23 protein-coding genes and 2 pseudogenes are annotated in these 25,005 nt (G+C 37.4%); 11 read left to right on the forward strand and 14 right to left on the reverse strand.

Going from position 1 to position 25,005, the window contains the following annotated elements; genetic code table 11:
- Positions 1-4: 4 nt before the first annotated feature.
- The 7 genes from KYH19_RS06830 to KYH19_RS06860 all read right to left on the reverse strand — a co-directional run bounded on the left by KYH19_RS06830 (position 5) and on the right by KYH19_RS06860 (position 7,555).
- The gene (locus tag KYH19_RS06830; protein ID WP_219078091.1) at positions 5-1,621 is read right to left on the reverse strand and encodes a CTP synthase; all 1,617 of its coding nucleotides are present in this window, start codon (positions 1,619-1,621) and stop codon (positions 5-7) included.
- A gap of 159 nt (positions 1,622-1,780) precedes the next feature.
- A complete protein-coding gene (locus KYH19_RS06835; RefSeq protein WP_219078092.1) occupies positions 1,781-2,542 on the reverse strand; it encodes a GLPGLI family protein in 762 nt (253 codons plus the stop codon).
- Between the two features lie 6 nt (positions 2,543-2,548).
- A complete protein-coding gene (locus KYH19_RS06840; RefSeq protein ID WP_219078093.1) occupies positions 2,549-5,326 on the reverse strand; it encodes an outer membrane beta-barrel protein in 2,778 nt (925 codons plus the stop codon).
- 143 nt (positions 5,327-5,469) lie between these two features.
- Entirely contained in the window at positions 5,470-5,946 is a 477-nt protein-coding gene (locus KYH19_RS06845; protein ID WP_219078094.1) for a DinB family protein, read from the reverse strand.
- A 12-nt stretch (positions 5,947-5,958) separates the two neighbouring features.
- Entirely contained in the window at positions 5,959-6,429 is a 471-nt protein-coding gene (locus KYH19_RS06850) for an HAD domain-containing protein (RefSeq protein ID WP_219078095.1), read from the reverse strand.
- A gap of 16 nt (positions 6,430-6,445) precedes the next feature.
- Entirely contained in the window at positions 6,446-6,829 is a 384-nt protein-coding gene (locus KYH19_RS06855) for a hypothetical protein (protein ID WP_219078096.1), read from the reverse strand.
- A gap of 183 nt (positions 6,830-7,012) precedes the next feature.
- Positions 7,013-7,555 (reverse strand): hypothetical protein, encoded by a 543-nt coding sequence (locus KYH19_RS06860; RefSeq protein ID WP_219078097.1) that lies wholly within the window; start codon positions 7,553-7,555, stop codon positions 7,013-7,015.
- A gap of 271 nt (positions 7,556-7,826) precedes the next feature.
- On the opposite strand from KYH19_RS06860, the gene KYH19_RS06865 reads away from it, so the two are divergent.
- The gene (locus KYH19_RS06865) at positions 7,827-8,777 is read left to right on the forward strand and encodes a GNAT family N-acetyltransferase (protein ID WP_219078098.1); all 951 of its coding nucleotides are present in this window, start codon (positions 7,827-7,829) and stop codon (positions 8,775-8,777) included.
- Between the two features lie 94 nt (positions 8,778-8,871).
- On the opposite strand, the gene kdsB is transcribed toward KYH19_RS06865, so the two are convergent.
- The 4 genes and pseudogenes from kdsB to KYH19_RS06885 form a co-directional block, all read right to left on the reverse strand.
- Entirely contained in the window at positions 8,872-9,651 is a 780-nt protein-coding gene (gene kdsB, locus KYH19_RS06870) for a 3-deoxy-manno-octulosonate cytidylyltransferase (RefSeq protein WP_219078099.1), read from the reverse strand.
- An 83-nt stretch (positions 9,652-9,734) separates the two neighbouring features.
- Positions 9,735-10,349 (reverse strand): deoxynucleoside kinase, encoded by a 615-nt coding sequence (locus KYH19_RS06875; RefSeq protein WP_090500686.1) that lies wholly within the window; start codon positions 10,347-10,349, stop codon positions 9,735-9,737.
- A gap of 78 nt (positions 10,350-10,427) precedes the next feature.
- Positions 10,428-11,426 (reverse strand): tryptophan--tRNA ligase, encoded by a 999-nt coding sequence (trpS, locus tag KYH19_RS06880; protein ID WP_132397380.1) that lies wholly within the window; start codon positions 11,424-11,426, stop codon positions 10,428-10,430.
- Positions 11,427-11,696: 270 nt separating this feature from the next.
- A pseudogene (locus KYH19_RS06885) lies at positions 11,697-13,054 on the reverse strand (IS3 family transposase).
- A 264-nt stretch (positions 13,055-13,318) separates the two neighbouring features.
- On the opposite strand from KYH19_RS06885, the gene KYH19_RS06890 reads away from it, so the two are divergent.
- From KYH19_RS06890 to KYH19_RS06915, 6 genes are all read left to right on the forward strand, one after another.
- Complete coding sequence (locus KYH19_RS06890; RefSeq protein WP_219078100.1) at positions 13,319-14,044, forward strand: 1-acyl-sn-glycerol-3-phosphate acyltransferase; 726 nt, start codon at positions 13,319-13,321, stop codon at positions 14,042-14,044.
- Positions 14,045-14,047: 3 nt separating this feature from the next.
- Positions 14,048-14,338: an Asp-tRNA(Asn)/Glu-tRNA(Gln) amidotransferase subunit GatC gene (gene gatC / locus KYH19_RS06895; RefSeq protein WP_116250954.1), complete on the forward strand. Its 291-nt coding sequence runs from the start codon at positions 14,048-14,050 to the stop codon at positions 14,336-14,338.
- A gap of 145 nt (positions 14,339-14,483) precedes the next feature.
- A complete protein-coding gene (locus KYH19_RS06900) occupies positions 14,484-15,242 on the forward strand; it encodes an ABC transporter ATP-binding protein (RefSeq protein WP_121283302.1) in 759 nt (252 codons plus the stop codon).
- 82 nt (positions 15,243-15,324) lie between these two features.
- Positions 15,325-15,873 (forward strand): cob(I)yrinic acid a,c-diamide adenosyltransferase, encoded by a 549-nt coding sequence (locus KYH19_RS06905; protein WP_219078101.1) that lies wholly within the window; start codon positions 15,325-15,327, stop codon positions 15,871-15,873.
- 85 nt (positions 15,874-15,958) lie between these two features.
- Positions 15,959-16,180 (forward strand): DUF2795 domain-containing protein, encoded by a 222-nt coding sequence (locus KYH19_RS06910; protein ID WP_010603503.1) that lies wholly within the window; start codon positions 15,959-15,961, stop codon positions 16,178-16,180.
- Between the two features lie 168 nt (positions 16,181-16,348).
- Positions 16,349-16,507 carry a lmo0937 family membrane protein gene (locus KYH19_RS06915; protein ID WP_109924584.1) on the forward strand — a complete coding sequence of 53 codons (159 nt, stop codon included), beginning with the start codon at positions 16,349-16,351 and terminating at the stop codon, positions 16,505-16,507.
- A 479-nt stretch (positions 16,508-16,986) separates the two neighbouring features.
- Here the strand turns inward: KYH19_RS06915 and KYH19_RS06920 are convergent, their stop codons facing one another.
- The gene (locus tag KYH19_RS06920; RefSeq protein ID WP_219078102.1) at positions 16,987-17,652 is read right to left on the reverse strand and encodes a 2-C-methyl-D-erythritol 4-phosphate cytidylyltransferase; all 666 of its coding nucleotides are present in this window, start codon (positions 17,650-17,652) and stop codon (positions 16,987-16,989) included.
- A gap of 75 nt (positions 17,653-17,727) precedes the next feature.
- Complete coding sequence (gene queA / locus KYH19_RS06925; RefSeq protein ID WP_219078103.1) at positions 17,728-18,777, reverse strand: tRNA preQ1(34) S-adenosylmethionine ribosyltransferase-isomerase QueA; 1,050 nt, start codon at positions 18,775-18,777, stop codon at positions 17,728-17,730.
- A 200-nt stretch (positions 18,778-18,977) separates the two neighbouring features.
- On the opposite strand from queA, the gene KYH19_RS06930 reads away from it, so the two are divergent.
- Positions 18,978-20,222, forward strand: coding sequence for an ABC transporter permease (locus KYH19_RS06930; protein ID WP_219078104.1), 1,245 nt, complete (start codon positions 18,978-18,980; stop codon positions 20,220-20,222).
- A 368-nt stretch (positions 20,223-20,590) separates the two neighbouring features.
- Positions 20,591-21,948: pseudogene (locus tag KYH19_RS06935) on the forward strand (IS3 family transposase).
- 321 nt (positions 21,949-22,269) lie between these two features.
- Here the strand turns inward: KYH19_RS06935 and KYH19_RS06940 are convergent.
- The gene (locus KYH19_RS06940) at positions 22,270-23,466 is read right to left on the reverse strand and encodes a pyridoxal phosphate-dependent aminotransferase (protein WP_219078105.1); all 1,197 of its coding nucleotides are present in this window, start codon (positions 23,464-23,466) and stop codon (positions 22,270-22,272) included.
- Positions 23,467-23,579: 113 nt separating this feature from the next.
- Between KYH19_RS06940 and KYH19_RS06945 the strand changes: the two genes are divergently transcribed.
- Together KYH19_RS06945 and KYH19_RS06950 are read left to right on the forward strand one after the other, a co-directional pair.
- On the forward strand, positions 23,580-24,566 hold the full coding sequence (locus tag KYH19_RS06945; RefSeq protein WP_219078106.1) for a cation diffusion facilitator family transporter: 987 nt from the start codon (positions 23,580-23,582) through the stop codon (positions 24,564-24,566).
- Complete coding sequence (locus KYH19_RS06950) at positions 24,553-25,005, forward strand: NUDIX domain-containing protein (protein ID WP_219078107.1); 453 nt, start codon at positions 24,553-24,555, stop codon at positions 25,003-25,005. Before KYH19_RS06945 ends, KYH19_RS06950 begins: the two co-directional genes overlap by 14 nt.

Here is a 25,005-nt window from a genome sequence, read left to right on the forward strand (position 1 = left end):
GCTTTTAATTCGTTTTCTTTTTCGCAAACTCCATCGCAGCGGCGACAAATTTAACAAAAAGTGGGTGAGGATTAGCAACTGTTGATTTTAATTCTGGGTGAAACTGTCCGCCAACGAAAAATGGATGATTTTTTAGTTCCACAATTTCAACCAAATTGGTTTGCGGATTCATACCTGACGCAATCATTCCTGCATCTTCATATTGCTTTAAATAAGCATTATTAAATTCGTAACGGTGACGATGACGCTCGTTGATATGCGATTTACCATAAATAGAAAAAGCTTTTGTTCCTTTTTTAATATCGCAAGGATAAGAGCCTAAACGCATTGTTCCGCCTTTATTGGTTATTTTTTTCTGCTCTTCCATCATGTTAATGACCGGATTTGGCGAATTTTCTTCAATTTCTGTTGTGTGTGCATCTTTCAAACCTAAAACATTACGTCCAAATTCGATAACTGCACATTGCATACCCAAACAGATCCCGAAGAAAGGAACATTGTTCTCGCGAACATATTTGATGGCATCAATTTTACCCTCAATACCCCGGCTGCCAAAACCTGGCGCCACTAAAACACCTTGTAAATGACTCAATTTCTCTTTTACGTTATCTGGGAAAATACCTTCAGAGTGGATATATTCTACCCTGACTTTACATTCGTTTTTCGAACCTGCGTGTACAAAAGATTCGATAATTGATTTATAGGCATCAGGTAATTCTACATATTTACCAATCAGGCCAATTTTTACTTCAGCAGTTGGGTTTTTTAAACGACCCAGGAAATCTTTCCAGCTTTCCATATCCGGATCGTTCTTGGTAGGCAGTTTTAATTTCGATAAAACAGTTTTATCCAATTGTTCTTTTAACATCAACAATGGCACATCATAAATAGTAGATGCATCCATCGATTCGACTACGGCATTGATGTTAACGTTACAAAATAATGCAATTTTTTTTCTGATATCGGCGCTGATGTGGTGTTCTGTTCTGCAAACCAATATATCTGGCTGTATTCCGTATTCCAATAAGGCTTTAACAGAGTGTTGTGTTGGTTTGGTTTTTAATTCACCTGCAGCAGCTAAATAAGGAACGAGGGTTAAGTGAATAACAATGGCATTGGAACTGCCTTCTTCCCACTTAAACTGACGAACAGCTTCGATAAATGGTAAAGACTCAATATCTCCAACGGTACCACCAAGTTCGGTAATTACAATGTCGTATTCACCGCTATCGCCCAAAATGCGCATGTTGCGTTTAATCTCGTCGGTAATATGTGGAACAACCTGTACCGTTTTACCTAAATATTCACCTTTGCGCTCTTTGCTAATTACGTTTTGATAAATGCGGCCAGTAGTAATGTTATTTGCCTGCGAAGTTGGAACGTTAAGGAAACGCTCATAATGACCAAGATCCAAATCGGTTTCAGCACCATCTTCAGTTACAAAACATTCGCCATGTTCGTATGGGTTTAATGTTCCTGGATCAATATTAATGTAAGGATCGAATTTTTGGATGGTTACACGGTAGCCACGTGCCTGTAAAAGTTTAGCTAAAGATGCGGAAATGATGCCCTTACCTAAAGAGGAAGTTACACCGCCCGTAACAAAAATATACTTTGTCATGATTGATAATTTGTGGAATTAACCAGGGGTTTTGAGCCTGTTTAATTGTTTTTGTACGGGATACAAAGGTACAAAAAAATATCACTCAATTAGGTTTTGCATGAATATTTTTTAATGGTTTTATATACTTGATATTGACTGTTTTAGGGGATATGCCACTTAAAGTATCAGCGTATAAAGTTCTTTTTTAATAGCTTCTATCTTTCTGGGATTCTTTTTATCATCATAACGGGTATAGAGGTCGACCATTTTTTTGAAATCTTTTTCCGTATCGGTTCTCTTTCCCTTTGCCGGAGGTACGATGTTTAAGATCGGAACGTTTTTCGCTTCCACCTTAGTCGCAAACCAGGTAGTGTTGTAACGTGGTATAGCCAAACCCAATATCATTCCTGGTAAACCGGTAAATCCCTCCGGACCACCTTTTAATAAAATCTCATCAGTATAAAAAGCCACTACAGTAACAGAATCGTTTATTACAGTTGTCGCTTTACGGCATTCATAACCTGCAATCTGGCGCACATCATGCATAATTTTCCATTGGAGATGAGGGATCGTGTCTTTTAAAATGAAATCTTCGCCATTTATTGGTTTTCTGATTACCCTTGCTTTTTTGCTAAAATCGGTATACATTTCATTTGTATTCTCGCCAGCAATAAAGAAGAAATTATTGTCGTTTAAGGTTTCCTTCGGTTTAACCCTATAAACGGAGCTACTATCATTAAAACTATAATCCCAGTTGGAAGTCCTGTATTTGCTCATTTTATCTTTAGCATCGTCTGACATCCAATCGTTTTCTGCCAATTGCTGCTTTTGGTTTATCTTTTTCTCAAATGTTATTTTAGCACTTCTGATGAAAACAGTTTGTGCCCTGATTATGGTAACCGCAAAAAATAAAATTATGCTTAATCCTAAATGTTTCATCTGATGTTATTTTTTGTCTTGTTTAACAAAGTTTCCAGTTAAATTATAGGTTACACCGATCAGGACATACCTTGGAATAAAACTGTTGGTGTTCTCACTAATACTGTTGCCGCCAACGTATCGATTGTAACCGATCCTTTCAGCTAAAATATCTGAAATCGCTACTTTTAATTCCAGTTCCTGGGCTTTAAGCATCTTCTTTGATAAATAGGCATTCCAGATGGCAATATTTACCGGCTTGCTGAACGAAGTGTTGGCAGGCTGGTACGATAATGATATTGAGGTATTGAATTCGGTATTGTATGGCAGTTCTATAGTGCCGGAAATTTCATGGTTATGGAAAAAGTTTTTACCATTGTTTATGGAGCCGATGGATGAGCGACTGTTTGAAAAGGTAAAGGATGGATCGTACTGAACTTGAAATTTATCACTGTAATAACTGAATCGAGGACGTAAACTGATACTGTTGTTTACATTTTCATTCAGTTTATTGTTTAAAATAGAAACCGAGTTTGAATGGTTATAACTGGCATTTAAGCCCGTACTAAAATTAATTTTGCTGAAACTTTTATTAAAACTTGCACCGGCGTAAAAATTGTTATTGCCATTCAGATTGATGTAACTACTTGTCGTTTTGTTTACCTCATCTACTGTACTCGTACTCGCTACTGCATTTTTGGTAAAACTGTAGCCCCCATACACATATGCGTACATTTGCGATTTTTGCTGGTAGGTGTTTAAATTAAAGCCAAAATTGTTGTTGAACGATGGTTTTAAATTTGGATTACCTTTTATTTCGTAAAGTGGATTGTTTATTTGCCTGATGGGCTGTAGCTGATCTAAGCTTGGCTGTCGTGTATTTCCATTATAGTTTAAGGATACACTTGTGTTTTTACCAAGTTTATAGTTGAAGTTACTCTGTGGTGCCCAGTTTAAGTAATTTCGGTTAAATTTGTTGCTGCGGTCTAAATCATTCAGCTCGAATGTTGTTTGTGTAGCCTCTGCACCGCCAGATAAAGTAAATTTCTTTGCCCGATATTGTAATACCACCTTGCCTATATTCGAAAAATTATTAAAATCGAAATTATTACTTAGCGAATCGATCCGTTTATTATTTAATGACTTATCGAAAACCAGTTTATGGCTATTGGAGTTTACCGTTTTAAAGCTATAGGCGGTTTGCAATGAGAATTGTTTGTTCAGAGGTTCAGTATACGATATTCTTGCGCCAAGTGAGGTTTCCCTGCCCGAGTTATCATTGAGGAAATCCTGGGTGATCGGCGGCCCTTTTGATACGCCATTGTCATCATAATAATTGGTGACACTTTTACTGTTGCCGAGACTGTTGCCGTTTTTGGTTTCTGGTTGTAAATCGATAGACAGCGTTCTTCCTTTTTTGGCAAACTTTTTCGAATAATTGATATTGCCGTTAAACAGATTGTCAACTCCGTTGCTGTTGTTTGTTTGATCACTGTTGTTTACAAAAAATCCTGAACCGTTCTTGGTTTCGTTAGTGCTTTTGTATTCATTACTGTTTTTGTTTTTGCTCGCAGCAAATGATATTTTTAATGTAGACAGCGAGTCTATCTTAACATCAACGCTCCCTTTTAAACTCTGGTCCGTACTCTTAGTTTCGCTGTTTGCGCTGCCGGAACTAAAGAAATTTGTTCCATTTGGCAATAGTGACTGGTTTTTAGAGGTTGTTCTATCTATAACATCCCGATTGTTGCCTTTATAATTGAGTTTCAGACCTACTTTATTTTCATTCCATTTATCGGAGAAATGTGCACCATAACTGGTGATATCAGGCAAGCCGTTTGTTGGCGAGAAACCATCATCATCTCTACCGCCGTACATAATCATAACGGTACTGCCATCATCACCAACTTCAATTACATCATAATCATTTCCTTTTAATCTGCTCATGGCTTCACTTGCTTTCGAATCCTGGTTGGTATTGGAGTTAAATCCAAACACTGCCGCTTTTAATTTGCTTTTGTAGATACCAGCCATGCCCCCAATATTTTTAAAATGATTTAAATCACTATTGGCATCAAGAGTGCTGAGATAGCCATTTTTAGCATTCTCCTTGAGTTTTATATTCATCACCTTCTCCTTGGCATCACCCTCTTTTATTCCGGATAATTCTTCCTCTTTGGTTTTTTTGTCGTAAACCTGAACTTCACTAACTGCATTAGCTTTCAGGTATTTTTGAGCAAGAAGCGGATCATCACCAAAAAATTCTTCTCCATCAACCAAAAGCGTATTTACATCTTTTCCACCTGCTTTTATTGCACCATTTTTATCCACCTCAATTCCTGGTAATCGCCTTAACAGATCCTGCAAGTTGGCATGTGGCTTCACCGCAAAGCTATCTGCCTGGTAGGTTATCGTATCACCTTTCATGCTAATGGCCTGTTTTTGTGCCTTGATTGTCACCTCATTCAAAAGTGTAGCTTTGCTATCCATCGCGATATTACCCAGATTAAATTTCGATGAATCTGACAACTGGATGTCTCTTATATAATCGGCCATTTTAGGAAAGGTGATGACTAAAGTGTAATTGCCTTTTTTTAGGTTCAATAATTCGAATTCACCGTTGGCTTTGGTCCGGGTATCCGTAACTAGGACAGAATCTTTGCCTGATATCAGTAGTATAGAACTGTTTTGTAATTTTTTTTTCTCGACGGTATCAACCACAACGCCTTTTATGCTTGCTTTTTGTGCCAGTGCCGGGAAAAATAGTAATGAAAAAATAAAAACCGGGAAAAGTTGCTTGAGCATGTATGTTTTAGAGAAACGTTAAATAATCTGTGTCTGGTTATGTGCTCTAAAGTACAACTATTTATTTAGTTTGTTTGTGGAAGTTAAAATATTTTTTTATAGTGAAAAAGGAGGGAAGGTTTAATATACAGAATGATGGGATTTTATTTCCCTGCTGCCAAAATCAATTTTTTGATGAGCACAATCTGCCCTAAGTGGTAATAACTGTGTTCAATTACAGCTTCTAAATTCCTTAGGTAAGTGCCATACTTTTCGTTTACAAATATCTCGTCTAACTTTTCATCTGGCATTTTTTCCACTGCGATAGCAAAAACTGAAGCATTGTCAAATAATTCAGAAGCTAATTTATTCCAATCAGCTTCCGAATGTATAGGTGGAAGATCGAAACTATATTGGTCTTTTATTTCTAGCAGACCACAATTAAATACAGTTAAAATTCCGGCTAAATAATAATTGATATGATAGGTTAGGGCAGCAATGGTATTTAAATTTTCTACCTGATGAATGGCCTGTTGCCAGGTAATTTTTTCTAACTGATCTCTATAATTGGTATTCGCTATCCAATAGCCATTTAAAAAAATCTCTTTTAATCGATTTGCTAGAAAATCAGATTTTTTCATAAGAAAGATTCCTTAAGCAAATTCGTTATGACTTTTTTCAGCAAGTTCGATTACCTCATCTGCTAAATAATCAGTTAAACCAACCGATGCGCTGGTTTGGATCAATCGCTGTTTTAAAGATTGAGGCAAATCATTAAGCGATTTATCGTCGTCAAGGATAATGAAATCATCATTGTTGCCTTGTGATTTAAACCAGTTTAGAATCTCACTCTTTCTGTTCACTAAATCGATGTTATCTGGAAGGCGGCCAATTTTGTTTAAGCTGATATTTCTTGTTTTAAAAATATCGAGCCATTGATTCAAGCTGTACTTAAACTTGTGCGAAGTGGTAAGAACAATTTCAAAATCATGATTATAGAGGATTTTATTTAGTGCTTTAACTGCTTTTGGATTAAACTCAACAAAGCCATCTGCTAAAATCTCTGGTCTTCTCCATGAGTTAGCAGGTACCATTACTCCGTCTATGTCTAATAATAAAAACATAATACAAATTTACGTTTTATTTTGTCAATTTGAATATTTTTTCTAACGATATATTATTAAACTTTGCGTCTAACTCATTCATTATCTTGATCTTTAACTCAGTATCCCATTCTTCATCAACGAATTCTACTTGGTGCCATTCACATACATTTGTTGCGCTGGTTTTACATGATGGTACCCTGCCCATGTCAATATCTGCCAATATCGAACTAATATAACGGTGATGACCATCTATTATAAAGTTATCACTTACCTTAATGTCATCAAATTTAATTCCGTTAATCATCTTTTTATACATCCGGTTAATTACCGGTATCGAAAGTTTGGTATGCGTTGAAAGTAAGTCAATCCTTTTTGACTTTAAATTTTTAGAAATAATTTCGCTATTGATATCCCCCATATTATTCTTTTTAAAATTTTAATGGGATGTTTTTAGTGCTTAACTAGCATCAAAATATGATGTCTGGTTTATGGATAAAACATTATCGAGCTAAGCAGAAAATAAGAATAGATTTTAGCGCAACTATATATTTGTTACGCCTTCAATAAATATAGTAATTAATTTTATGATTAAGAAAGTAGCTTAACAACAATTATAATAAATTTTTACCTTCTGCTCTTTTTCGCTCCAGGCAATGTAAATGTTGTTTTCTTTACCTAGACGGTATTTAAAGCCATTTAAACCTGATTTTTTTAGTTCCTCATAAAGGGCTTTATCGGGAGTATATTTATCAGCTTTATCTTCAGGCATTACTGCTGGCTCCAGAAAATTATCATCACTGAAAAAGTCGTCTGCAATGGTTTTTAAGAAAATAACCTGGTCTTTTTCTTTCGAAAGGTCAACATTGGGATCGGTATTGTTAACCAGTTCTGTTCCCTTGATTTTAGCATTGTAAATCTCTTTTCCATCGGCATTTTTGATTGTGAAATTCAATATCATTTCCTCTGGTTTTCTGCCGGTAAGTTCTATCCTAAAAGTGTCCAAACGTTTTAAATCGGAAAAAGATTTAGCCAGACTTTGGTTCACATTTTTAAACTCAATGGCATTGGTCTCTTTTTTGCCATTCGAATTACAGGCAACAAGTGCTAAAAGACAGATAGCAAGGAGGAGCGACGTATTTCTCATATTTCAAAACTACAAATTTTATCATGTGGTTTAAAATTAAAAGGAGTGGCCACCTGACAACCACAATTGAAAATCGAAATATCGATTGTGCAATTTGCTTTTTAAATTATTCTGAACAATAAAATAGTTTCAATAGCCTAAAGGTAATGAAGCGTGTTTGCTTTGTCATAGATAAACTAAAATACAAAAATATTAGCGATGCCATTAAATGTATTGCATTAGATCATTTTGTTATTATATTTGCGTAACTGATTACGTAATTAATATTATTATGGACTTTTTTGAAGAAGTAGGTAAAGTAGCTATTGGTAGCAGGTTAAGGATGTTGACCGATAAGGTGACTGAAGATGCCGCAAAAATTTATAAGTTGTATCATATTGACATGCAGCCCAAGTGGTTTCCTGTATTTTATGCTTTAGTCCGGGAAAAAGAAAAAACTATTACCGAACTGGCTAGAGATATTGGCCATTCCCATCCATCTGTCAGCAAAATTATCAGTGAGATGCTGAAAAAAGGTTATATTAAAGAAAGTAAAGACAAAGCTGACGGACGTAGAAATGTAGTGAGCCTTTCTAAAAAAGGAGTGGAGATCTCGAAAGAAATAAAAGATCAGCTCATTGATGTAAATGCCGCTATTGAAGAGATCTCGGCACAAGCACAGCATAAACTTTGGGAAGCAATAGGCGAATGGGAATTTTTATTGGAGCAAAAAAACTTATTGAGAAGGGTAATCGAAAAGAAAAAGGAAAGAGATAGTTTAAAAGTTGAAATTGTAGATTACCTGCCTAAATACCAGGAAATATTCAGGTCGCTGAATGTAGAATGGATTTCAACGTATTTTACTATGGAAGAATCTGATTATAAAGCTTTGGATGATCCTCAAGGCTATATTTTAGATAAGGGAGGTTTTATTCTTGTTGCGCTTTACGAAGGTGAACCCTTAGGCGTTTGTGCATTAATTAAGATGGATGATGACGAATATGATTTTGAACTGGCCAAAATGGCCGTATCGCCAAAAGCCCAGGGGAAAAATGTTGGGTTTTTACTGGCGAGTGCCATTGTTGAAAAAGCCAGGTCATTAGGTGCCTCTAAAATTTATTTAGAAAGCAATACCATTTTAAAACCAGCCATAAATCTTTATCACAAATTGGGTTTTAAAAAAGTGGCAGGCAAGCCTACGCCTTACGCACGATGTAATATTCAGATGGAACTAGTGCTTTAGTTTGGAGTAGGGCGTTAAGCGTTTGGAGTAATTACTAGCGATGATTTAACTATAAATCAATCTATAAATGAAGGGCTAATGAACTTCAATAACCTTAGTCGTGCTTCAGTGCCTCCAATAGATTATTTAATTTCAATAAGTCTTCAGGGGTATCAATAGCAACAGTTTCAAGGTCGGTAACTTTGGTTTGGATATAAAATCCATTTTCAATCCAGCGCAGCTGTTCCAAACTTTCGGCAATCTCTAAAGAGGATGGAGGAAGTTTGGTAATGACTTTTAACGACTCCGTGCGGTAACCGTAAATCCCGATGTGTTTATAAAACTGGTGTTTCTCTGCCCATACACCCGGTTCACCATTTCTGATAAAAGGGATTGGACTGCGGCTAAAATACATCGCCCTGCCATTCACATCAATCACTACTTTAGGGCTATTGGGATTGTATACACTTTCCTGACTTTGAATAGATTTGATTAATGTTGCTAGCTGTACTTTTTCTTCAATAAAACAGCTTGCCAATAAATCGATCTGGGCAGGTTCGATAAAAGGTTCATCGCCCTGGATATTGATCACGATATCGTATCCCGTTAAAGTTTCAATCACTTCTGCGCACCTGTCCGTTCCGCTTTGGTGATTAGAGGAGGTAAAGATAAATTCTCCACCAAACCTGGTCACTTCATCCGCAATCCGTACATCATCGGTGGCAATTACTACTTTTGATAAGCTTTCGGCTTTCGATGCTTGCTCATAAACCCTTTGGATCATGGTTTTTCCGGCAATATCTACCAAAGGTTTTCCCGGAAAGCGGGTAGAGGCATATCGCGCCGGAATAATGCCTATGATCTTCGCATTTACTGATGAATTTTTATCAATCATATGTTATTCAGGTAAAATTGATGAAAAGTAAATATAAATATTCAACCATTTACCACAATTTAACTCCACTTCAGAGGATTAGATTAAAATAAACCATTAATCTCCGCCTCAATAGATTGGATTACCGTTCCTAAATCTTCCGGATTATTGGTGAAATCTAATTTATCCTTATCTAAAATTAATAATTTTCCGAGTTTATACCCTTTAATCCAGGCTTCGTATTTTTCGTTTAGTTTAGAAAGGTAATCGATACGGATACCTGCTTCGTATTCACGGCCACGGCGCTGGATATTGTTAACCAATGTAGGTACCGATGCACGCAGGTAAACCAATAAATCTGGTGGTTTAATAAAAGAGGTAATATTGTCAAAGATAGCCCTGTAATTATCGTGATCGCGGGTGGTCATTAAGGCCATATCGTGGAGGTTCTCTGCAAAAATATGTGCATCCTCGTAAATGGTTCTGTCCTGGATTACATTACGTTTATTAACCTCAATATCAGTGATTTGCTGAAAGCGGCTGTTCAGGAAATAAATCTGAAGATTAAAGCTCCAACGTTTCATGTCGCTGTAAAAATCTTCCAGGTAAGGGTTATTGTCCACAGCTTCGTATAAAGCTTCCCATCCATAATTCTTAGCCAATAAGCCTGTTAAGGTAGTTTTACCGGCACCTATATTTCCTACAATTGCTATGTGCATATTTTTTTTCGTTTTGCGGTGAGCGTTTTGCGTAAGGCGATTATAGCGCCAACCGCCAGCCGCTTACCGTAATATTAATTAAAAACTTTTAAACCCGATTAAACTGCGAACCTCTCTGATGGTTTTTTGAGCACTTTCACGAGCCTTTAATGCACCATGTTTAGCTACTTGCCTTAAATAAGAATCATCTTTGGCAATGTCCTGAATGCGTTCACGCATAGGCGCAGTAGCAATAATCATGTCTTCTGCCAGTTGTTTTTTGAAATCACCATAACGAATCTGCATTTTGTTGTACAGGTCGTCAAAATGCTGATGAGTATCTACACTCGATACCACTTTCATTAAATCGAAAAGGTTCTGGATCGGTTCAGGTTTTGGTTGGTTTTCTTCCGTCGGACCACCATCACTAACCGCTCTCATTACTTTTTTACGAATGGTTTCAGGGTCATCAGACAGGTATACAGCATTGGCTTCGCCTTCTGATTTGCCCATTTTTCCTTTTCCATCTAAGCCTGGTACTTTAACCAGTTTATCAGAGTAGCTAAAAGCGTATGGTTCAGGGAAATATTCTGTATTATACAATCTGTTGAAACGGTTTCCGAAAGTACGTGCCATCTCTAAATGTTGTTCCTGATCTTTTCCAACAGGTACTTTGGTCGCCTTATGGATTAAAATATCGGCTGCCATTAATACCGGATAGGTTAATAAACCTGCATTTACGTTATCGGGGTTGGCACGTACTTTATCTTTAAAAGAAGTACTACGCTCTAATTCACCCATATAAGCGTTCATATTTAGGTATAAATATAGCTCCGCAATTTCGGGAACATCACTTTGTATATAAATGGTGCTATTTTCTGGATCGATTCCACTTGCCAGGTACTCAACCAAAACATGTTTAATATTTCCATGTAAATCGGCTGGAGTTGGATGTGTAGTTAAAGAATGTAAATCGGCGATAAAAAAGTAGCAGTTATATTCGTTCTGCATTTGAACAAAATTTTTAACTGCACCATAATAATTACCCAAATGTAATTTTCCTGTTGAGCGAATGCCGCTCACCACTGTTTCTTTCATAATGGCACGAAATTAAAAATAAAATACAAGCAAATCATAAATCGCCTCGATTTTAATGATAAGATTTTTAGTGTAGTCGTCCTCTCGACCGTAGCACAGCGCAGAGATTTGCATATTAGGTTTCCCTCTAATGGTTGATGTCTCACCAACCACAAGAATTTATTTAATAGATTTGAAAATGAAAGTCAGCATTTCATCGGGGGTTTCAGTCCTTCTTTCCGTTGCAAGTCCTCGCTGCGTGGACTGCCCCCAAAAAGTTGGACAAACTTATTAATTATTTAAGACTTGTGTCCGGTATTCAACCGGGCTCATTCCATTTAAGTTCAATCTTATCCTTTTATTGTTATAATAACTAATATACTCATCAACATCACCCTTCAGCTCCTCCACCGACAGGTATTTTTTGCGGTAGAACATCTCAGACTTTAGCGTACCAAAAAAGTTTTCCATTACAGCATTATCCAGGCAGTTGCCCTTTCTCGACATACTCTGTATAATTCCATTCTTGAGCAGGATTCCCTGGTAACTCTTCATCTTATATTGCCATCCCTGGTCGGAATGCAGCATGGGTTTGGCATTACCTGGCTTTTTTTTCAATGCCTGGTCCAGCATATCAGTAACCTGCCCGAAGTCCGGCCTTAGGGATTGCGAATAACTTATAATCTCTCCATTGAACAGATCAATTATGGTAGAGAGATACAGTTTCTTACCGGTTACATTGAATTCTGTGACATCGGTCGCCCATTTTTCAAACGGCCTGTCAACGTTAAACTCCCTGTTGAGTATATTTGGGACTGTTTTGTTCTCTTCTTCTTTATATGATCTGTATTTCTTAAGTCTGACGGCACTTTTCAGGCCCATCTCTCCAGTCAGCCTCAATACCGTCTTATGGTTGATGATGTGCCCTTCCTTTTTCAGCTGGAGCAGCATCCGCCTATAGCCATATCTACCTTTATGCTGCTTGTAGAGTTCATTGAGGCGGCCCCTAACCACTCCGTACCTGTCGGCCGTACCATTACATTTCATATGGTAATAAAATGAGCTCCGTGCCATACCGGCCACCTCTAAAAGCACTGGCAGGTCAAACATATTCCTTAATCCGTGAATGATCAGCGCTTTTTGTTTTTCTTTGATTCTTCTTTCTGGATTAAGGCCCGTAACTTTTTTAAAAACGCGACCTCCGCACGTAAACGATTGTTTTCTTCCAGGACCTGTTCATGATCTGTCAACAGGGAAGGTGCTTTTTTCGGAATCTTTGGCTTCATGAGTCGATGTTTTCCTCTTGTTGTTTCAGACAGTCCCTCGGCTCCAGCAGATTCGTATATCCTTAACCAATTGGATAGGACACTGTTACATCTGATGTTAAAATGAAGGCATGCCGCCCTCAAAGATACCTTATTGGAAATAAAGTAACGGATAACCTCAAGTTTGTTTTCCAGTGAATAGTCTGTCGACTGGGGGATTAGTCCGGCCTCGCCAAAACGTTGATAGAACTGTACCCACTGATAGGCCATACGCCGTTCGATACCATTTTCCCTTGAGATTGAAACCAAAGGTTTTTCTCTACTTAAGACCTGGCCGATGATAGCCAGTTTAAATTCAAGGCTATATTTAATTTTTCTGCTCATAAAATGCTCCTCTTAAAGTGTCCAACTTTTTGGGGGCAGTCCATCGCTGTGGGCTTTACACTTCAATAAGGTTTATAAACAGAGGTTTCTGCAAGCATGAGCCGTTTTAACCTGCTAGCATCATGGAATCGAGAATCCTCATCAAGCGGTCGTCCTCTCGATCGCAGTGCAGCGTAGTGGAGAGATCTGTGAATTGGCTGTTCCTCACCGCAATCTTGATCTTTAGTTTGAAATATCAAACTATTTTATATTTTTGGTATAGCTATGACCAACTTTCTAAGGCAAGTACACCGGGTATGGTTTCTATTCTGGATACTGTTTTTTTTCGCACTCTTTTATCCCTTTTACTACATTACTTCACGTAATGAAAAATATTACGGTATTTTAAACTTTTTCCGTAAAGCCAATAGTTTCTTATGCAGTTTGTTCTCAGGTGTTTTTTTTCGTTATCAATATGAAGAAAAGCTTAATCCTAAACAAACTTATATTTATTGTGCCAACCATACCTCTAATCTTGATATTATGATTTTTTGCATCATGGGGCATGGTAAATTCCATTTTATGGGAAAAGATGAGTTATTGAATAATCCTGTATTAGGCATTTTTTTTAAAACCATCGATATTTCTGTAAACCGCGACAGTAAGATTTCTGCTTTTAAAGCATTTAAAAAAGCTGGCGAAAACCTTGAAAAGGGGATGAGTCTGGTCATTTTTCCAGAGGGTAAAATTGATGACCATTATCCACCGAAGTTAGGCGAATTTAAAAATGGTCCGTTTCGTTTAGCCATTGATAAAAATATTCCTCTGGTACCTGTGAGTATTACCAATATTTGGAAAATTAATTGGGATGATGGCGCAAAGTATGGAAGTAAGCCGGGAATTTGCGATATTTACGTTCACAAACCCATAAACACCTCAACTTTGGCTGATGTTGATTCTGATGTATTGAAAGAAAGGGTTCACAGTTTGATTGAGAGCAAGTTAATTTAGAATATGAATTTAGACGCAAAAACCATCCATAAAATAGCCGATCTGGCCCGAATTCATATTGATGAAAAGCAGGTGGATACACTGATTCCTGAAATGAATAAAATTTTATCATTCATGGAAAAGTTAAATGAATTGGATACTTCGAATGTAAAACCTTTGGTTTATATGAACGAATCGGTAAATGTTTGGAGGGAAGATGTAGTTAAGCAGGAAATAACTACAGCTGATGGTCTGAAAAATGCAGCAAAGCATACTGACCAATTTTTTATGGTACCAAAAATTATTGAAAAGTAATGGTGTAATCGTCATGCTGACCTGTAGCGCAGCGGAAAGCTACGCAGTAAATTTAATTCAGCATTTTTAAGCTTAACATTTGTGTGGTAATTTTTATCCCTCTTGTAACATCTTACCCTTTACGCTTGTCTAAAAAAGAAAAAACATGGAGAAACCACTCATCACTATAAAAGAAATTGGCCGTAAATATGTTATTGGATCTGAAGTGATTCACGCTTTAAAATCAGTTTCTTTAGATATCAATAAAGGCGAATTCGTAGCATTGATGGGCCCGTCTGGTTCTGGTAAATCAACCCTGATGAATATTTTAGGCTGTTTGGATACGCCGTCAAGCGGAACATATATTTTAAATGGAACGAATGTAAGTCAAATGAGTGATGATGCCTTGGCAGAAGTACGCAACCAGGAAATTGGCTTCGTTTTCCAAACTTTTAACTTATTGCCACGATCAACATCTCTTGATAATGTTGCTTTACCTTTAATTTATGCCGGAACAAGTAAAAAGGATCGGGATGCGAGGGCAGCTAAAGCATTGGAAAATGTTGGTTTAGGCAATCGTATGGATCATAAACCCAATGAACTTTCAGGTGGTCAACGTCAGCGTGTGGCAGTGGCCAGGGCTTTAATCAATAATCCTTCTATTATTCTGGCCGATGAGCCTACCGGTAACTTAGATACCAAAACATCAATAGAAATTATGGGACTGCTTGAAGAAATTCACAGTAAAGGAAATACCATTATTTTGGTTACGCATGAGGAAGATATTGCGCAGCATGCCCACCGCATTGTACGTATGCGCGATGGTTTGATTGAAAATGATTATTTAAACACTGATATAAAAAATGTATCTCCACGCTTGCAGGCATTGAAAGATAACGGCAGCGATTGGGAGAAAATAAACTAGCATTAAGGTGTAAGGCTTAGGGCGTAAGGTTTAAGGCTTTTAAAACCCTATACCTTAAACCTTTTGCCTTTAACCTTTCTAAATGAAAATCTACACTAAAACTGGCGATAAGGGCCAAACATCACTTATTGGTGGTACGCGTGTACCTAAATATCATTTACGTATCGAAACCTATGGTACTGTTGACGAGTTAAATTCGCACATCGGTTTAATTATGTGTCAGGATATTGAGGCGTACGACCAGAAACTGCTAAAAGAGATTCAGGATAGGTTATTTACCATTGGTTCATCGCTGGCTGCAGACCCGGAAACATCTAAAATGAAGATCCCCGATCTGCACGATACTGATATTACCCTGTTGGAAAATGAGATGGACCTGATGAACGAAAAGTTGCCTGCCTTAAAACATTTTGTGTTACCTGGTGGAAATACTGTTGTTTCTTACTGTCATATTGCACGCTGTGTTTGCAGAAGGGCAGAACGTTTGACAGTCGCGCTTGCAGAAAATAGCTTTGTGGATGAGCGGGTAACAGTTTATCTGAACCGTTTAAGTGATTATTTATTCGTTTTGGCACGAAAACTGACAGTCTATTTTGAAGCTGAAGAAAACATTTGGATTCCTCGGGTATAATAGTGGAAAAATAAGTTTGTTTTGCTCAAAAATTTTAATATACTTTGCGCAATAATAAGAATAGGAATTTAATTGAATTGACGATATGTATTGGACATTAGAATTAGCATCGCACTTGGAAGACGCACCATGGCCTGCAACTAAAGACGAATTAATTGATTATGGTATCCGCTCTGGTGCCCCGGTAGAAGTAATTGAAAACTTACAGGCATTAGAAGATGATGGCGAGCCTTATGAAACTATTGAGGAAATTTGGCCTGACTACCCAACTAAAGAAGATTTCTTCTTTAACGAGGACGAATACTAGGATTTTAAAACAGATAAAAGAACCTTTCAGTAAAACTGGAAGGTTTTTTTGTTTATTATTTTAATGGTGTAAATCAGTTGGATAAGCAAAATATTTACATTTTTTAAACAAAATCTAAAAGCCGTGTGTTAATAATGCAAAATGTAACTTACTAAAAAAATTAACACTATGGGAAATTTATTGTATTTAGTCGCAGTAGTATTGGTAATACTATGGGTGATCGGATTTGTATTTCATGGCTTCGGCGATGTTGGTGGTATCATCCACGTATTATTGGTAATCGCAGTAATTGCCATCTTATTAAAAGTAATTGGCAGGGCGGCGTAAAAATATATCGCACCGACATTCATTCGTTCAGAAGTAGGGAACACTTTGAAAATAGATGGATTAAAAAAAGGAGTTTCATTTTTGGAACTCCTTTTTTTTGCGATCATCATTCTAGTTCCTACAAGTTAAAAATATTGTTATCAATTGGATTGTATCTACTGCATGGTCACGTATTTTTTATATAATAGACCCTGAAATGAATTACCTTTGGTAGACCGCTAAAGTTCTGCTATTAATGACAGATTTAAAAAATCGCCGTCATTTCGACTGAAGCGCAGCGAAATGGAGAAATCTTTAACATAGTTCAAAGATTTCTCCACTACGGTCGAAATGACGATACTTTGGAGCTGTTTATCTCCTTAAAATCCACTATTATTTATATTGATTTTTACAAAATAAATTATTCACCGTGGTTAGGGCAAGTGTTTAAAATAACAGCAGAACTTCTCTTTAAGGGTATGCTTTTTCGAACTTAAACTTTAACTCTTCAATAACAGTTCTGCCAGCTCAAGATCAATTGGGTAGGTGATTTTAATATTTCCTCTTTCTCCTTCAATGATATTAATCTCATACCCGATAGATTCTACCACACTTGCATCGTCGGTGAAATGAGCTTTAAACTCCTGGTTGTAGGCTTCTTTAAGAATATGATGACTAAAAGTTTGAGGTGTTTGAACCAGAAAGATTTCATCACGATTTAATGCCGTTGTTTTGTCGTTTCTAAGCAAGCGTACGCTATCGCTGGATTGTACTGCGGCAATAACATTTCCCTGTAGCTCTGCTGCTTTAAAACAGGCATCTATAAGAGATTTGGAAACGAGTGGACGCACAGCATCGTGAATGGCAACATAACTTTCCTCTTCAATAGCAGAGATTGCATTTTTTACAGAGTAAAAACGTTCTGTTCCGCCGTCAATAACCTGGTGCGGAATATGGAAGTTAAATTCTTCGCATAACCTGGACCAGTAAGCCTGTTGATCTTTGTTTAGAACTAATAAAATTTTAGGTTGAGTATCGCTTTGTGCAAAAGCTTTTATGGTATGCATTAAAACCGGAAGGTTTTTGAGCAGTAGAAATTGTTTTGGGGTTTCTGTTTGCATCCGATTGCCAGAACCGCCTGCTACAATTATAGCGTAGTATTTCATTTTTGAAGATATGAGATGATAGATTTGAGATATGAGACTTGATTTAACTCAAATCTCATATCTCAATACTCAAATCTATATAATTAGCATGGCATCGCCATAGCTGTAAAATTTATATTTTTCTTTTACTGCAACTTCGTAAGCATTCATCACATTCTCATATCCGCCAAATGCACTAACCATCATCAATAAAGTAGATTCCGGGGTGTGGAAATTGGTAATCATTGAGTTAGCAATACTAAAGTCGTAAGGAGGGAAGATGAACTTACTGGTCCAGTCGTTAGCTGCTTTTAAGGTTCTGTTAGCAGAAACAGCCGATTCGATAGCACGCATTGAAGTTGTTCCTACCGCACATATTTTTCTTTTCTCCTCTAAAGCTTTGTTTACAATGTTCGCATCTTTTGGTTCGATGATAAACTGCTCTGAATCCATTTTATGTTTGGTCAGGTCTTCAACCTCAACCGTTCTGAAAGTTCCTAAACCAACATGCAAAGTTACTTCTGCAAATTCTACACCTTTAAGCTCAAGGCGTTTCATTAGCTCACGACTAAAGTGTAAACCAGCAGTTGGAGCTGCTACTGCACCCTCGTGTTTAGCGAAAATAGTTTGATAACGTTCTTTATCCTCGGCGGTAGCTTTACGTTTGATATACTTAGGAAGAGGAGTTTCACCTAAAATTTCAACGTTTTTTCTGAATTCTTCGTCAGTTCCTTCAAATAAGAAACGGATAGTACGACCACGTGATGTGGTATTATCTACAACTTCGGCAACCAATAAATCGTCGTCGCCAAAGTATAATTTATTGCCTACGCGGATTTTACGTGCCGGATCTACTAAAACATCCCATAAACGTAATTCCTTGTTTAATTCACGTAGTAAGAAAACCTCGATGGTTGCACCGGTTTTTTCTTTATTACCATATAAACGGGCTGGGAAAACCTTGGTGTTGTTTAATATCATTACGTCTTTGTCATCGAAATAACCTAAAACGTCTTTGAAAATTTTATGTTCAATTTTACCGCTGTCTTTGTGTAAAACCATCAGGCGAGCTTCATCGCGTTGTTCTGCCGGATTGTTGGCAACTAATGATTCAGGTAAGTTGAATTTGAATTGTGATAATTTCATTCTTGATGAATTTTTTGAGGTGCAAAAATACGAATTTAATTTTTCTTTTTCGTATTTTATCAAACGCAATTTGTGTATATTATGTTTTGAACATTTTAAATCAAATAATACAGTGCGATTAATGCATTGTAGACGTAAAATTAATTAGTTTTGAAGATAAGCTGTAACCTTTTGAGAGGCTTTGCATCTAACCTTTAATTATGATAATCTTTAGGCTAATAGGCGAGAGTTTCCGTTTTGCATTTGATGCATTGCGCCAGAATAAATTACGCACCATGTTATCGCTTTTGGCTATAACAATTGGCATTTTTACCATTATTGCCGTATTTTCTGCAGTAGATACTTTTCGTGGTAAATTGCAGGCCAGTGTAGATAAATTAGGTTCTAACACGATTTATGTTCAAAAATGGCCCTGGAGTTTTGGTGATAATTACCCTTGGTGGAAATATATGAACCGTCCTCAGCCTTCGTTACGCGATTTTGAAGCCCTGCGGGAACGAATTGAAAATGCACAAGGCGTTACCTTCGAAATATCGACCAGCGATAGAACCATCAAATATAGAAGTAGTTCGGTTGAAGGGATTTCAGTATGGGCGGCGTCTCACGATTTTAATAAAACCTGGAATTTCGAGCTTCAGGATGGCCGGTATTTTACTGAAAATGAAAGTAAAAACGGATCTCCGGTTTGTATTTTAGGTTCTGATATCGCCGACGGACTTTTTGATGGAGATGCGGCGGTAGGTAAACAGGTTCAGATTTTAGGAAGAAGATTGACTGTTGTTGGCGTTTTTAAAAAAGAAGGGGAAGATATGTTGGGTACTTCTCTTGATAAAAATGTAAATATTCCCATTGCTTTTGCAAAAGGTATTTTAGATATCCAGAGTGAACGTTATGGTCCGCAAATTACCGTTCGTGGTAAGGATAATGTGAGTTTAGAAGAAGTGGAAAGCGAATTGAAAGGCTTAATGCGCTCCATCCATAGAATTAAACCTGGCCAGGAAGAAGATTTTGCGTTAAATAAAACGACCATTATTTCCAACCAGTTAGATTCGATGTTTAAAATGGTAAATATTGCCGGTTGGGTTATTGGTGGGTTTTCGATTTTGGTTGGTGGTTTTAGTATCGCCAATATCATGTTTGTATCAGTTAAGGAGCGTACTAATATTATCGGTATCCAGAAATCATTGGGTGCGAAAAATTATTTCATCCTGCTTCAATTCATATTCGAATCCATCTCGTTATGTATTTTAGGTGGTTTGCTGGGTTTGTTACTGGTCTTTCTACTCTCGCTGGGGATTGGTGCAGCCACAGATTTCCATATTATATTGGGCTTGAATAATATTGCCTTAGGTATTGGAATATCGATCATTATTGGCACTATCTCTGGCTTTTGGCCTGCATATTCAGCATCAAGATTAGATCCTGTGGAGGCGATTAGAAGTTAATTCAGTTGGCAATTTTTAGTTCGCAATTTGCAGTTATCTGCACTTACCGTAGTGAATAAACCTTATTGAAGTGGAAGCCCGCAGCATAGCGAGGAATATAACGGAAAGAAGGACTGGATTCTCCGATGGGATGCTTGCTTTCATTTTCAAAGTATAAAGAAATACTCTTATGAGGTCTGAATTAAATAAGAAGATTTCTGGCGATAAAATCGCCTTTCTCATTAATCCTCGTTACAAACGAGGACTATAGTAGTTGACAGTTTTTAGTTTTCAGTTGCAATGCCCATTGTTCATAAACCTTATTGCAGTGGAAAGCCCACAGCGTTGGACTGCCCCCAAAAAGTTGGACACTTTAAGAGGAGCATTTTATGAGCAGAAAAATTAAGTATAGCCTGGAATTTAAACTGGCTATCATCGGTCAGGTCTTAAGTAGAGAGAAACCTTTGGATTCAATCTCAAGGGAAAATGGTATCGAACGGCGTATGGTCTATCAGTGGGTACAGTTCTATAAACGTTTTGGAGAGGCCGGACTAATCCCCCAGTCGACAGTCTATTCATTGGAAAACAAACTTGAGGTTATCCGTTACTTTATCTCCAATAAGGTATCTTTGAGGGAGGCATGCCTTCAATTTAACATCAGATGTAACAGTGTCCTATCAAATTGGTTAAGGATATACGAATCTGCTGGCGCCGAGGGGCTGTCTGAAACAACAAGGAAAAAACATCATCCCATGAATCCAAAGATTCCGAAAAAAGCACCTTCCCTCCTGACAGATCATGAACAGGTCCTGGAAGAAAACAATCGTTTACGTGCGGAGGTCGCGTTTTTAAAAAAGTTACGGGCCTTAATCCAGAAAGAAGAATCAAAGAAAAACAAAAAGCGCTGATCATTCACGGATTAAGGAATATGTTTGACCTATCAGTGCTTTTAGGAGTGGCCGGTATGGCGCGGAGTTCATTTTATTACTGTATAAAATGCAGTGGTACAGACGACAAGTATGGAGTGGTCAGGAACCGCCTGAATGCGCTCTACAAGCAGCATAAAGGCAGATATGGCTATAGGCGGATGCTGCTCCAGCTAAAAAAGGAAGGGCACACCATCAACCATAAGACAGTATTGAGGCTTACTGGAGAGATGGGCCTGAAAAGTGCCGTCAGGCTTAAGAGATACAGGTCGTATAAAGCAGAAGAGGGCAAAACAGTCCCCAATATACTCAATAGGGAGTTTAATGTTGACAGGCCGTTTGAAAAATGGGCAACCGATGTCACAGAATTCAATGTAACTGGCAAGAAACTGTATCTCTCTACCATAATTGATATGTTCAATGGAGAGATTATAAGTTATTCGCAATCCCTAAGGCCGGACTTCGAGCAGGTCACCGATATGCTGGACCGGGCATTGAAAAAAAAACCAGGTAATGCCAAACTCATACTGCATTCCGACCAGGGTTGGCAATACAAGATGAAGAGTTATCAGGTTATCCTGCACAAGAATGGAATTACACAGAGCATGTCCAGAAAGGGCAACTGCCTGGATAATGCTGTAATGGAAAACTTTTTTGGTACGCTAAAGTCTGAGATGTTCTACCGCAAAAAATACCTGTCGGTGGAGGAGCTGAAGGGTGATGTTGATGAGTATATTAGTTATTATAACAATAAAAGGATAAGATTGAACTTAAATGGAATGAGCCCGGTTGAATACCGGACACAAGTCTTAAATAATTAATAAGTTTGTCCAACTTTTTGGGGGCAGTCCACGCAGCGAGGACTTGCAACGGAAAGAAGGGCTGAAACCTCCGATGAAATGCTGGCTTTCATTTTCAAATCAAAAATATTATTCTAGTGGTCAGTGAGGAACCAAACACAAAGGGATTTGTTGTTATAGATCTCTCTACTACGCTGTGCTCCTGTCGAGATGACGGCCTGGAGATGGGGAATGCATTCAAGATGATGATCATACTATAGAAAATAAAACCCCTCGCTAAATTTAATAACGAGGGGTTTCTGTTTACATAACTCTTAACTGAAAACAGCCAATTGCAAAAGACTAGGCTAATTTACCTAAAGCTTCTTTAATTCTTCTTAATGCTTCAACTAAACTTTCGTCGGATGCTGCATAAGATAAACGGATGTAGTTATTGTTTCCAAACGAATCGCCACCAACGGTTGCTACGTGGCCAACATTTAATAAATATAGAGCTAAATCTGATGAGTCTTTAATTACGTTTCCATCTGCATCTTTTTTACCAAAGAAAGAACTGATTTCAGGGAAGAAGTAAAATGCCCCATCCGGAAGATTTGTTTTTACCCCTGGGATTTCGTTTAACAAATTGTAAACCAATTCTCTACGACGCAAAAATGCTTCTTTCATTTCCAAAACACTTGCTAAACCTTGCTCGTAAGCAACAATTCCGGCTCTTTGTGCAATAGAACATGTTCCGGAAGTTGTTTGTCCTTGCAATTTATCGTTAGCGGCTGCAATTTCCTTATTGGCTGCAATGTAACCTAATCTCCAGCCTGTCATGGCGAAAGCTTTAGAGAAACCATTAACAATGATTACGCGGTCTTTAATGCTGTCGAATTGAGCAATAGACTCATGTTTATCAACAAAGTTGATGTGCTCATAAATCTCATCAGATAAGATGTAGATATTTGGATGTTTTTCGAACACGGCAACCAGTGCTGCTAATTCTTCTTTGCTGTAAACTGATCCTGTTGGGTTACAAGGCGAAGAAAACATAAATAATTTCGATTTCGGCGTAATGGCTGCTTCTAATTGTGCAGGAGTAATTTTGAAATTACTTTCGATATCCGTATCAATAAAAACAGATTTTCCTTCTGCCAACGTTACCATTTCTGAGTAAGAAACCCAGTAAGGTGTCGGGATAATTACTTCATCTTCCGGATCAATCAAAGTCAGAATAACATTTGATAAAGATTGTTTTGCACCTGTTGAAACAACGATCTGCGAAATATCATAATCCAGGTTGTTTTCTGTTTTTAACTTGTTTACGATTGCCTGGCGCAGGTCTGGATAGCCCGGTACCGGCGAATAACGTGTATAATTTTCGTCTAATGCCTGTTTAGCAGCATTTTTGACGTGATCGGGTGTGTTGAAATCGGGTTCGCCAACGCTTAAACTAATGATGTTAATGCCCTTAGACGCTAATTCGCGACCAAGTTTAGTCATTTTAAGGGTTGCAGATTCGGAAAGGTTGTTGATTCTTTTGGATAAGGTGCTCATGGTTAATTACTTTGAGCGCAAATATATAAACCAAATATTATTCTGCACTAAAAAAGACATAGTTTTTCTTATTTAATTTATTCGATAAGCGTATTTTTGAAAAAAATATCCTTGTGTCGGTAAAAAAGAAAGCGATAATAATTTCTCTGGTGGTGAGTGTGGTACTGATGCTGGCCAAGTTTGCAGCGTATTTTATTACGGGATCAAATGCAATCTTAACAGATGCAGCAGAAAGCATTGTAAATGTAATAGCCGGGAGTTTTGCTTTTTACAGCATCTACCTGAGTACCCGACCCCGCGACGAAAATCATCCTTACGGACATGGTAAAGTTGAATTTTTCTCGGCTTTTGTTGAAGGAATATTGATTTTGATAGCTGGAGTGGTTATTATTTTCAAATCGTCGTATAACCTGATTTATCCTCATGTAGTAGGTGAGCTTTTAACCGGAACGCTGATCATTGGCATTACGGGCTTGATTAATCTGATTGTTGGCTTGTACCTTGTAAACGTAGGTAAAAATGAGCATTCGGTTACTTTGCAGGCTGATGGCGAACATTTATTGACGGATACGTATACCAGTGGAGCGATTGTGATTGGATTGATCTTAATTCAGTTGACAAATATTATTTGGCTGGATAGCTTACTCTCTTGTTTAGTAGGCTTTTACATTATTTATTCTGGTTATAAACTCACGCGTGGTTCGGTGGGTGGTTTAATGGATGAAAGCGATTTTACACTGGTTGAAGAGGTCGTTGAAGTGTTGCAAAAGAACAGACATAATCCCTGGATTGATGTACATAATTTACGTACTCAGCAATATGGTCCTGAATTTCATATCGATTGCCACGTAACGTTGCCTTACTATTTTGATTTAAATAAAGTTCACCGCGAAATCTCTCAGATTGACGAACTGATCAATAAAAATGGCTTTCGTAAAGCAGAGCTTTTTATACATGCAGATCCATGTTTACCTGAATGCTGTAATTATTGCCACATGAGCGAATGTCCGGTAAGGGCAGAGGCCTTTAAAAAAGAAATTGTGTGGACGCCTGAAATAGTAATCAAAAATAAAAAGCATTTCGAAAATGAGCTACTTTAATGTTAGGGTTTATGGTTTGTTAGTTAACCAGCATAATGAGGTTTTGGTGAGTGATGAAGAAGAATATGGTTTTCGTTTCAGTAAGTTTCCTGGTGGTGGTTTAGAGTTTGGTGAAGGCTTAATTGATGGATTAAAACGTGAGTTTATGGAAGAGTGTAATGCTGAAATTGAAGTATTGTCTCATTTTTATACCACAGATTTTTTTGAAAAATCTTCATTTAATGATAGCCAGGTGATTAGCGTGTATTATCTCGTTAAAGAAAATGCTCCCTTGCAGCTGGCCTTTAAGGATACAATTTATGATTTCGATGGATCAGGCGAAATTCTTCAGGCTTTCAGGTGGGTGAAAATTGAAGATTTAAACATTGAAGATATCACCTTTAAAACAGATAAAACTGTAGCTCAGCTTTTAAAAAATCAATATTCAGTAAAAGTATAA

Origin of the sequence: Pedobacter sp. D749, assembly GCF_019317285.1 — a bacterium.
Taxonomy (GTDB): Bacteria; Bacteroidota; Bacteroidia; order Sphingobacteriales; family Sphingobacteriaceae; genus Pedobacter.

Excerpts from the sequence above, each read along its gene's own strand:
- KYH19_RS06830 (WP_219078091.1), bottom strand. The coding sequence starts at position 1,621 with ATGACAAAGTATATTTTTGTTACGGGCGGTGTAACTTCCTCTTTAGGT.
- KYH19_RS06835 (WP_219078092.1), bottom strand. The coding sequence starts at position 2,542 with ATGAAACATTTAGGATTAAGCATAATTTTATTTTTTGCGGTTACCATA.
- KYH19_RS06840 (WP_219078093.1), bottom strand. The coding sequence starts at position 5,326 with ATGCTCAAGCAACTTTTCCCGGTTTTTATTTTTTCATTACTATTTTTC.
- KYH19_RS06845 (WP_219078094.1), bottom strand. The coding sequence starts at position 5,946 with ATGAAAAAATCTGATTTTCTAGCAAATCGATTAAAAGAGATTTTTTTA.
- KYH19_RS06850 (WP_219078095.1), bottom strand. The coding sequence starts at position 6,429 with ATGTTTTTATTATTAGACATAGACGGAGTAATGGTACCTGCTAACTCA.
- KYH19_RS06855 (WP_219078096.1), bottom strand. The coding sequence starts at position 6,829 with ATGGGGGATATCAATAGCGAAATTATTTCTAAAAATTTAAAGTCAAAA.
- KYH19_RS06860 (WP_219078097.1), bottom strand. The coding sequence starts at position 7,555 with ATGAGAAATACGTCGCTCCTCCTTGCTATCTGTCTTTTAGCACTTGTT.
- KYH19_RS06865 (WP_219078098.1), top strand. The coding sequence starts at position 7,827 with ATGGACTTTTTTGAAGAAGTAGGTAAAGTAGCTATTGGTAGCAGGTTA.
- kdsB (WP_219078099.1), bottom strand. The coding sequence starts at position 9,651 with ATGATTGATAAAAATTCATCAGTAAATGCGAAGATCATAGGCATTATT.
- KYH19_RS06875 (WP_090500686.1), bottom strand. The coding sequence starts at position 10,349 with ATGCACATAGCAATTGTAGGAAATATAGGTGCCGGTAAAACTACCTTA.
- trpS (WP_132397380.1), bottom strand. The coding sequence starts at position 11,426 with ATGAAAGAAACAGTGGTGAGCGGCATTCGCTCAACAGGAAAATTACAT.
- KYH19_RS06890 (WP_219078100.1), top strand. The coding sequence starts at position 13,319 with ATGACCAACTTTCTAAGGCAAGTACACCGGGTATGGTTTCTATTCTGG.
- gatC (WP_116250954.1), top strand. The coding sequence starts at position 14,048 with ATGAATTTAGACGCAAAAACCATCCATAAAATAGCCGATCTGGCCCGA.
- KYH19_RS06900 (WP_121283302.1), top strand. The coding sequence starts at position 14,484 with ATGGAGAAACCACTCATCACTATAAAAGAAATTGGCCGTAAATATGTT.
- KYH19_RS06905 (WP_219078101.1), top strand. The coding sequence starts at position 15,325 with ATGAAAATCTACACTAAAACTGGCGATAAGGGCCAAACATCACTTATT.
- KYH19_RS06910 (WP_010603503.1), top strand. The coding sequence starts at position 15,959 with ATGTATTGGACATTAGAATTAGCATCGCACTTGGAAGACGCACCATGG.
- KYH19_RS06915 (WP_109924584.1), top strand. The coding sequence starts at position 16,349 with ATGGGAAATTTATTGTATTTAGTCGCAGTAGTATTGGTAATACTATGG.
- KYH19_RS06920 (WP_219078102.1), bottom strand. The coding sequence starts at position 17,652 with ATGAAATACTACGCTATAATTGTAGCAGGCGGTTCTGGCAATCGGATG.
- queA (WP_219078103.1), bottom strand. The coding sequence starts at position 18,777 with ATGAAATTATCACAATTCAAATTCAACTTACCTGAATCATTAGTTGCC.
- KYH19_RS06930 (WP_219078104.1), top strand. The coding sequence starts at position 18,978 with ATGATAATCTTTAGGCTAATAGGCGAGAGTTTCCGTTTTGCATTTGAT.
- KYH19_RS06940 (WP_219078105.1), bottom strand. The coding sequence starts at position 23,466 with ATGAGCACCTTATCCAAAAGAATCAACAACCTTTCCGAATCTGCAACC.
- KYH19_RS06950 (WP_219078107.1), top strand. The coding sequence starts at position 24,553 with ATGAGCTACTTTAATGTTAGGGTTTATGGTTTGTTAGTTAACCAGCAT.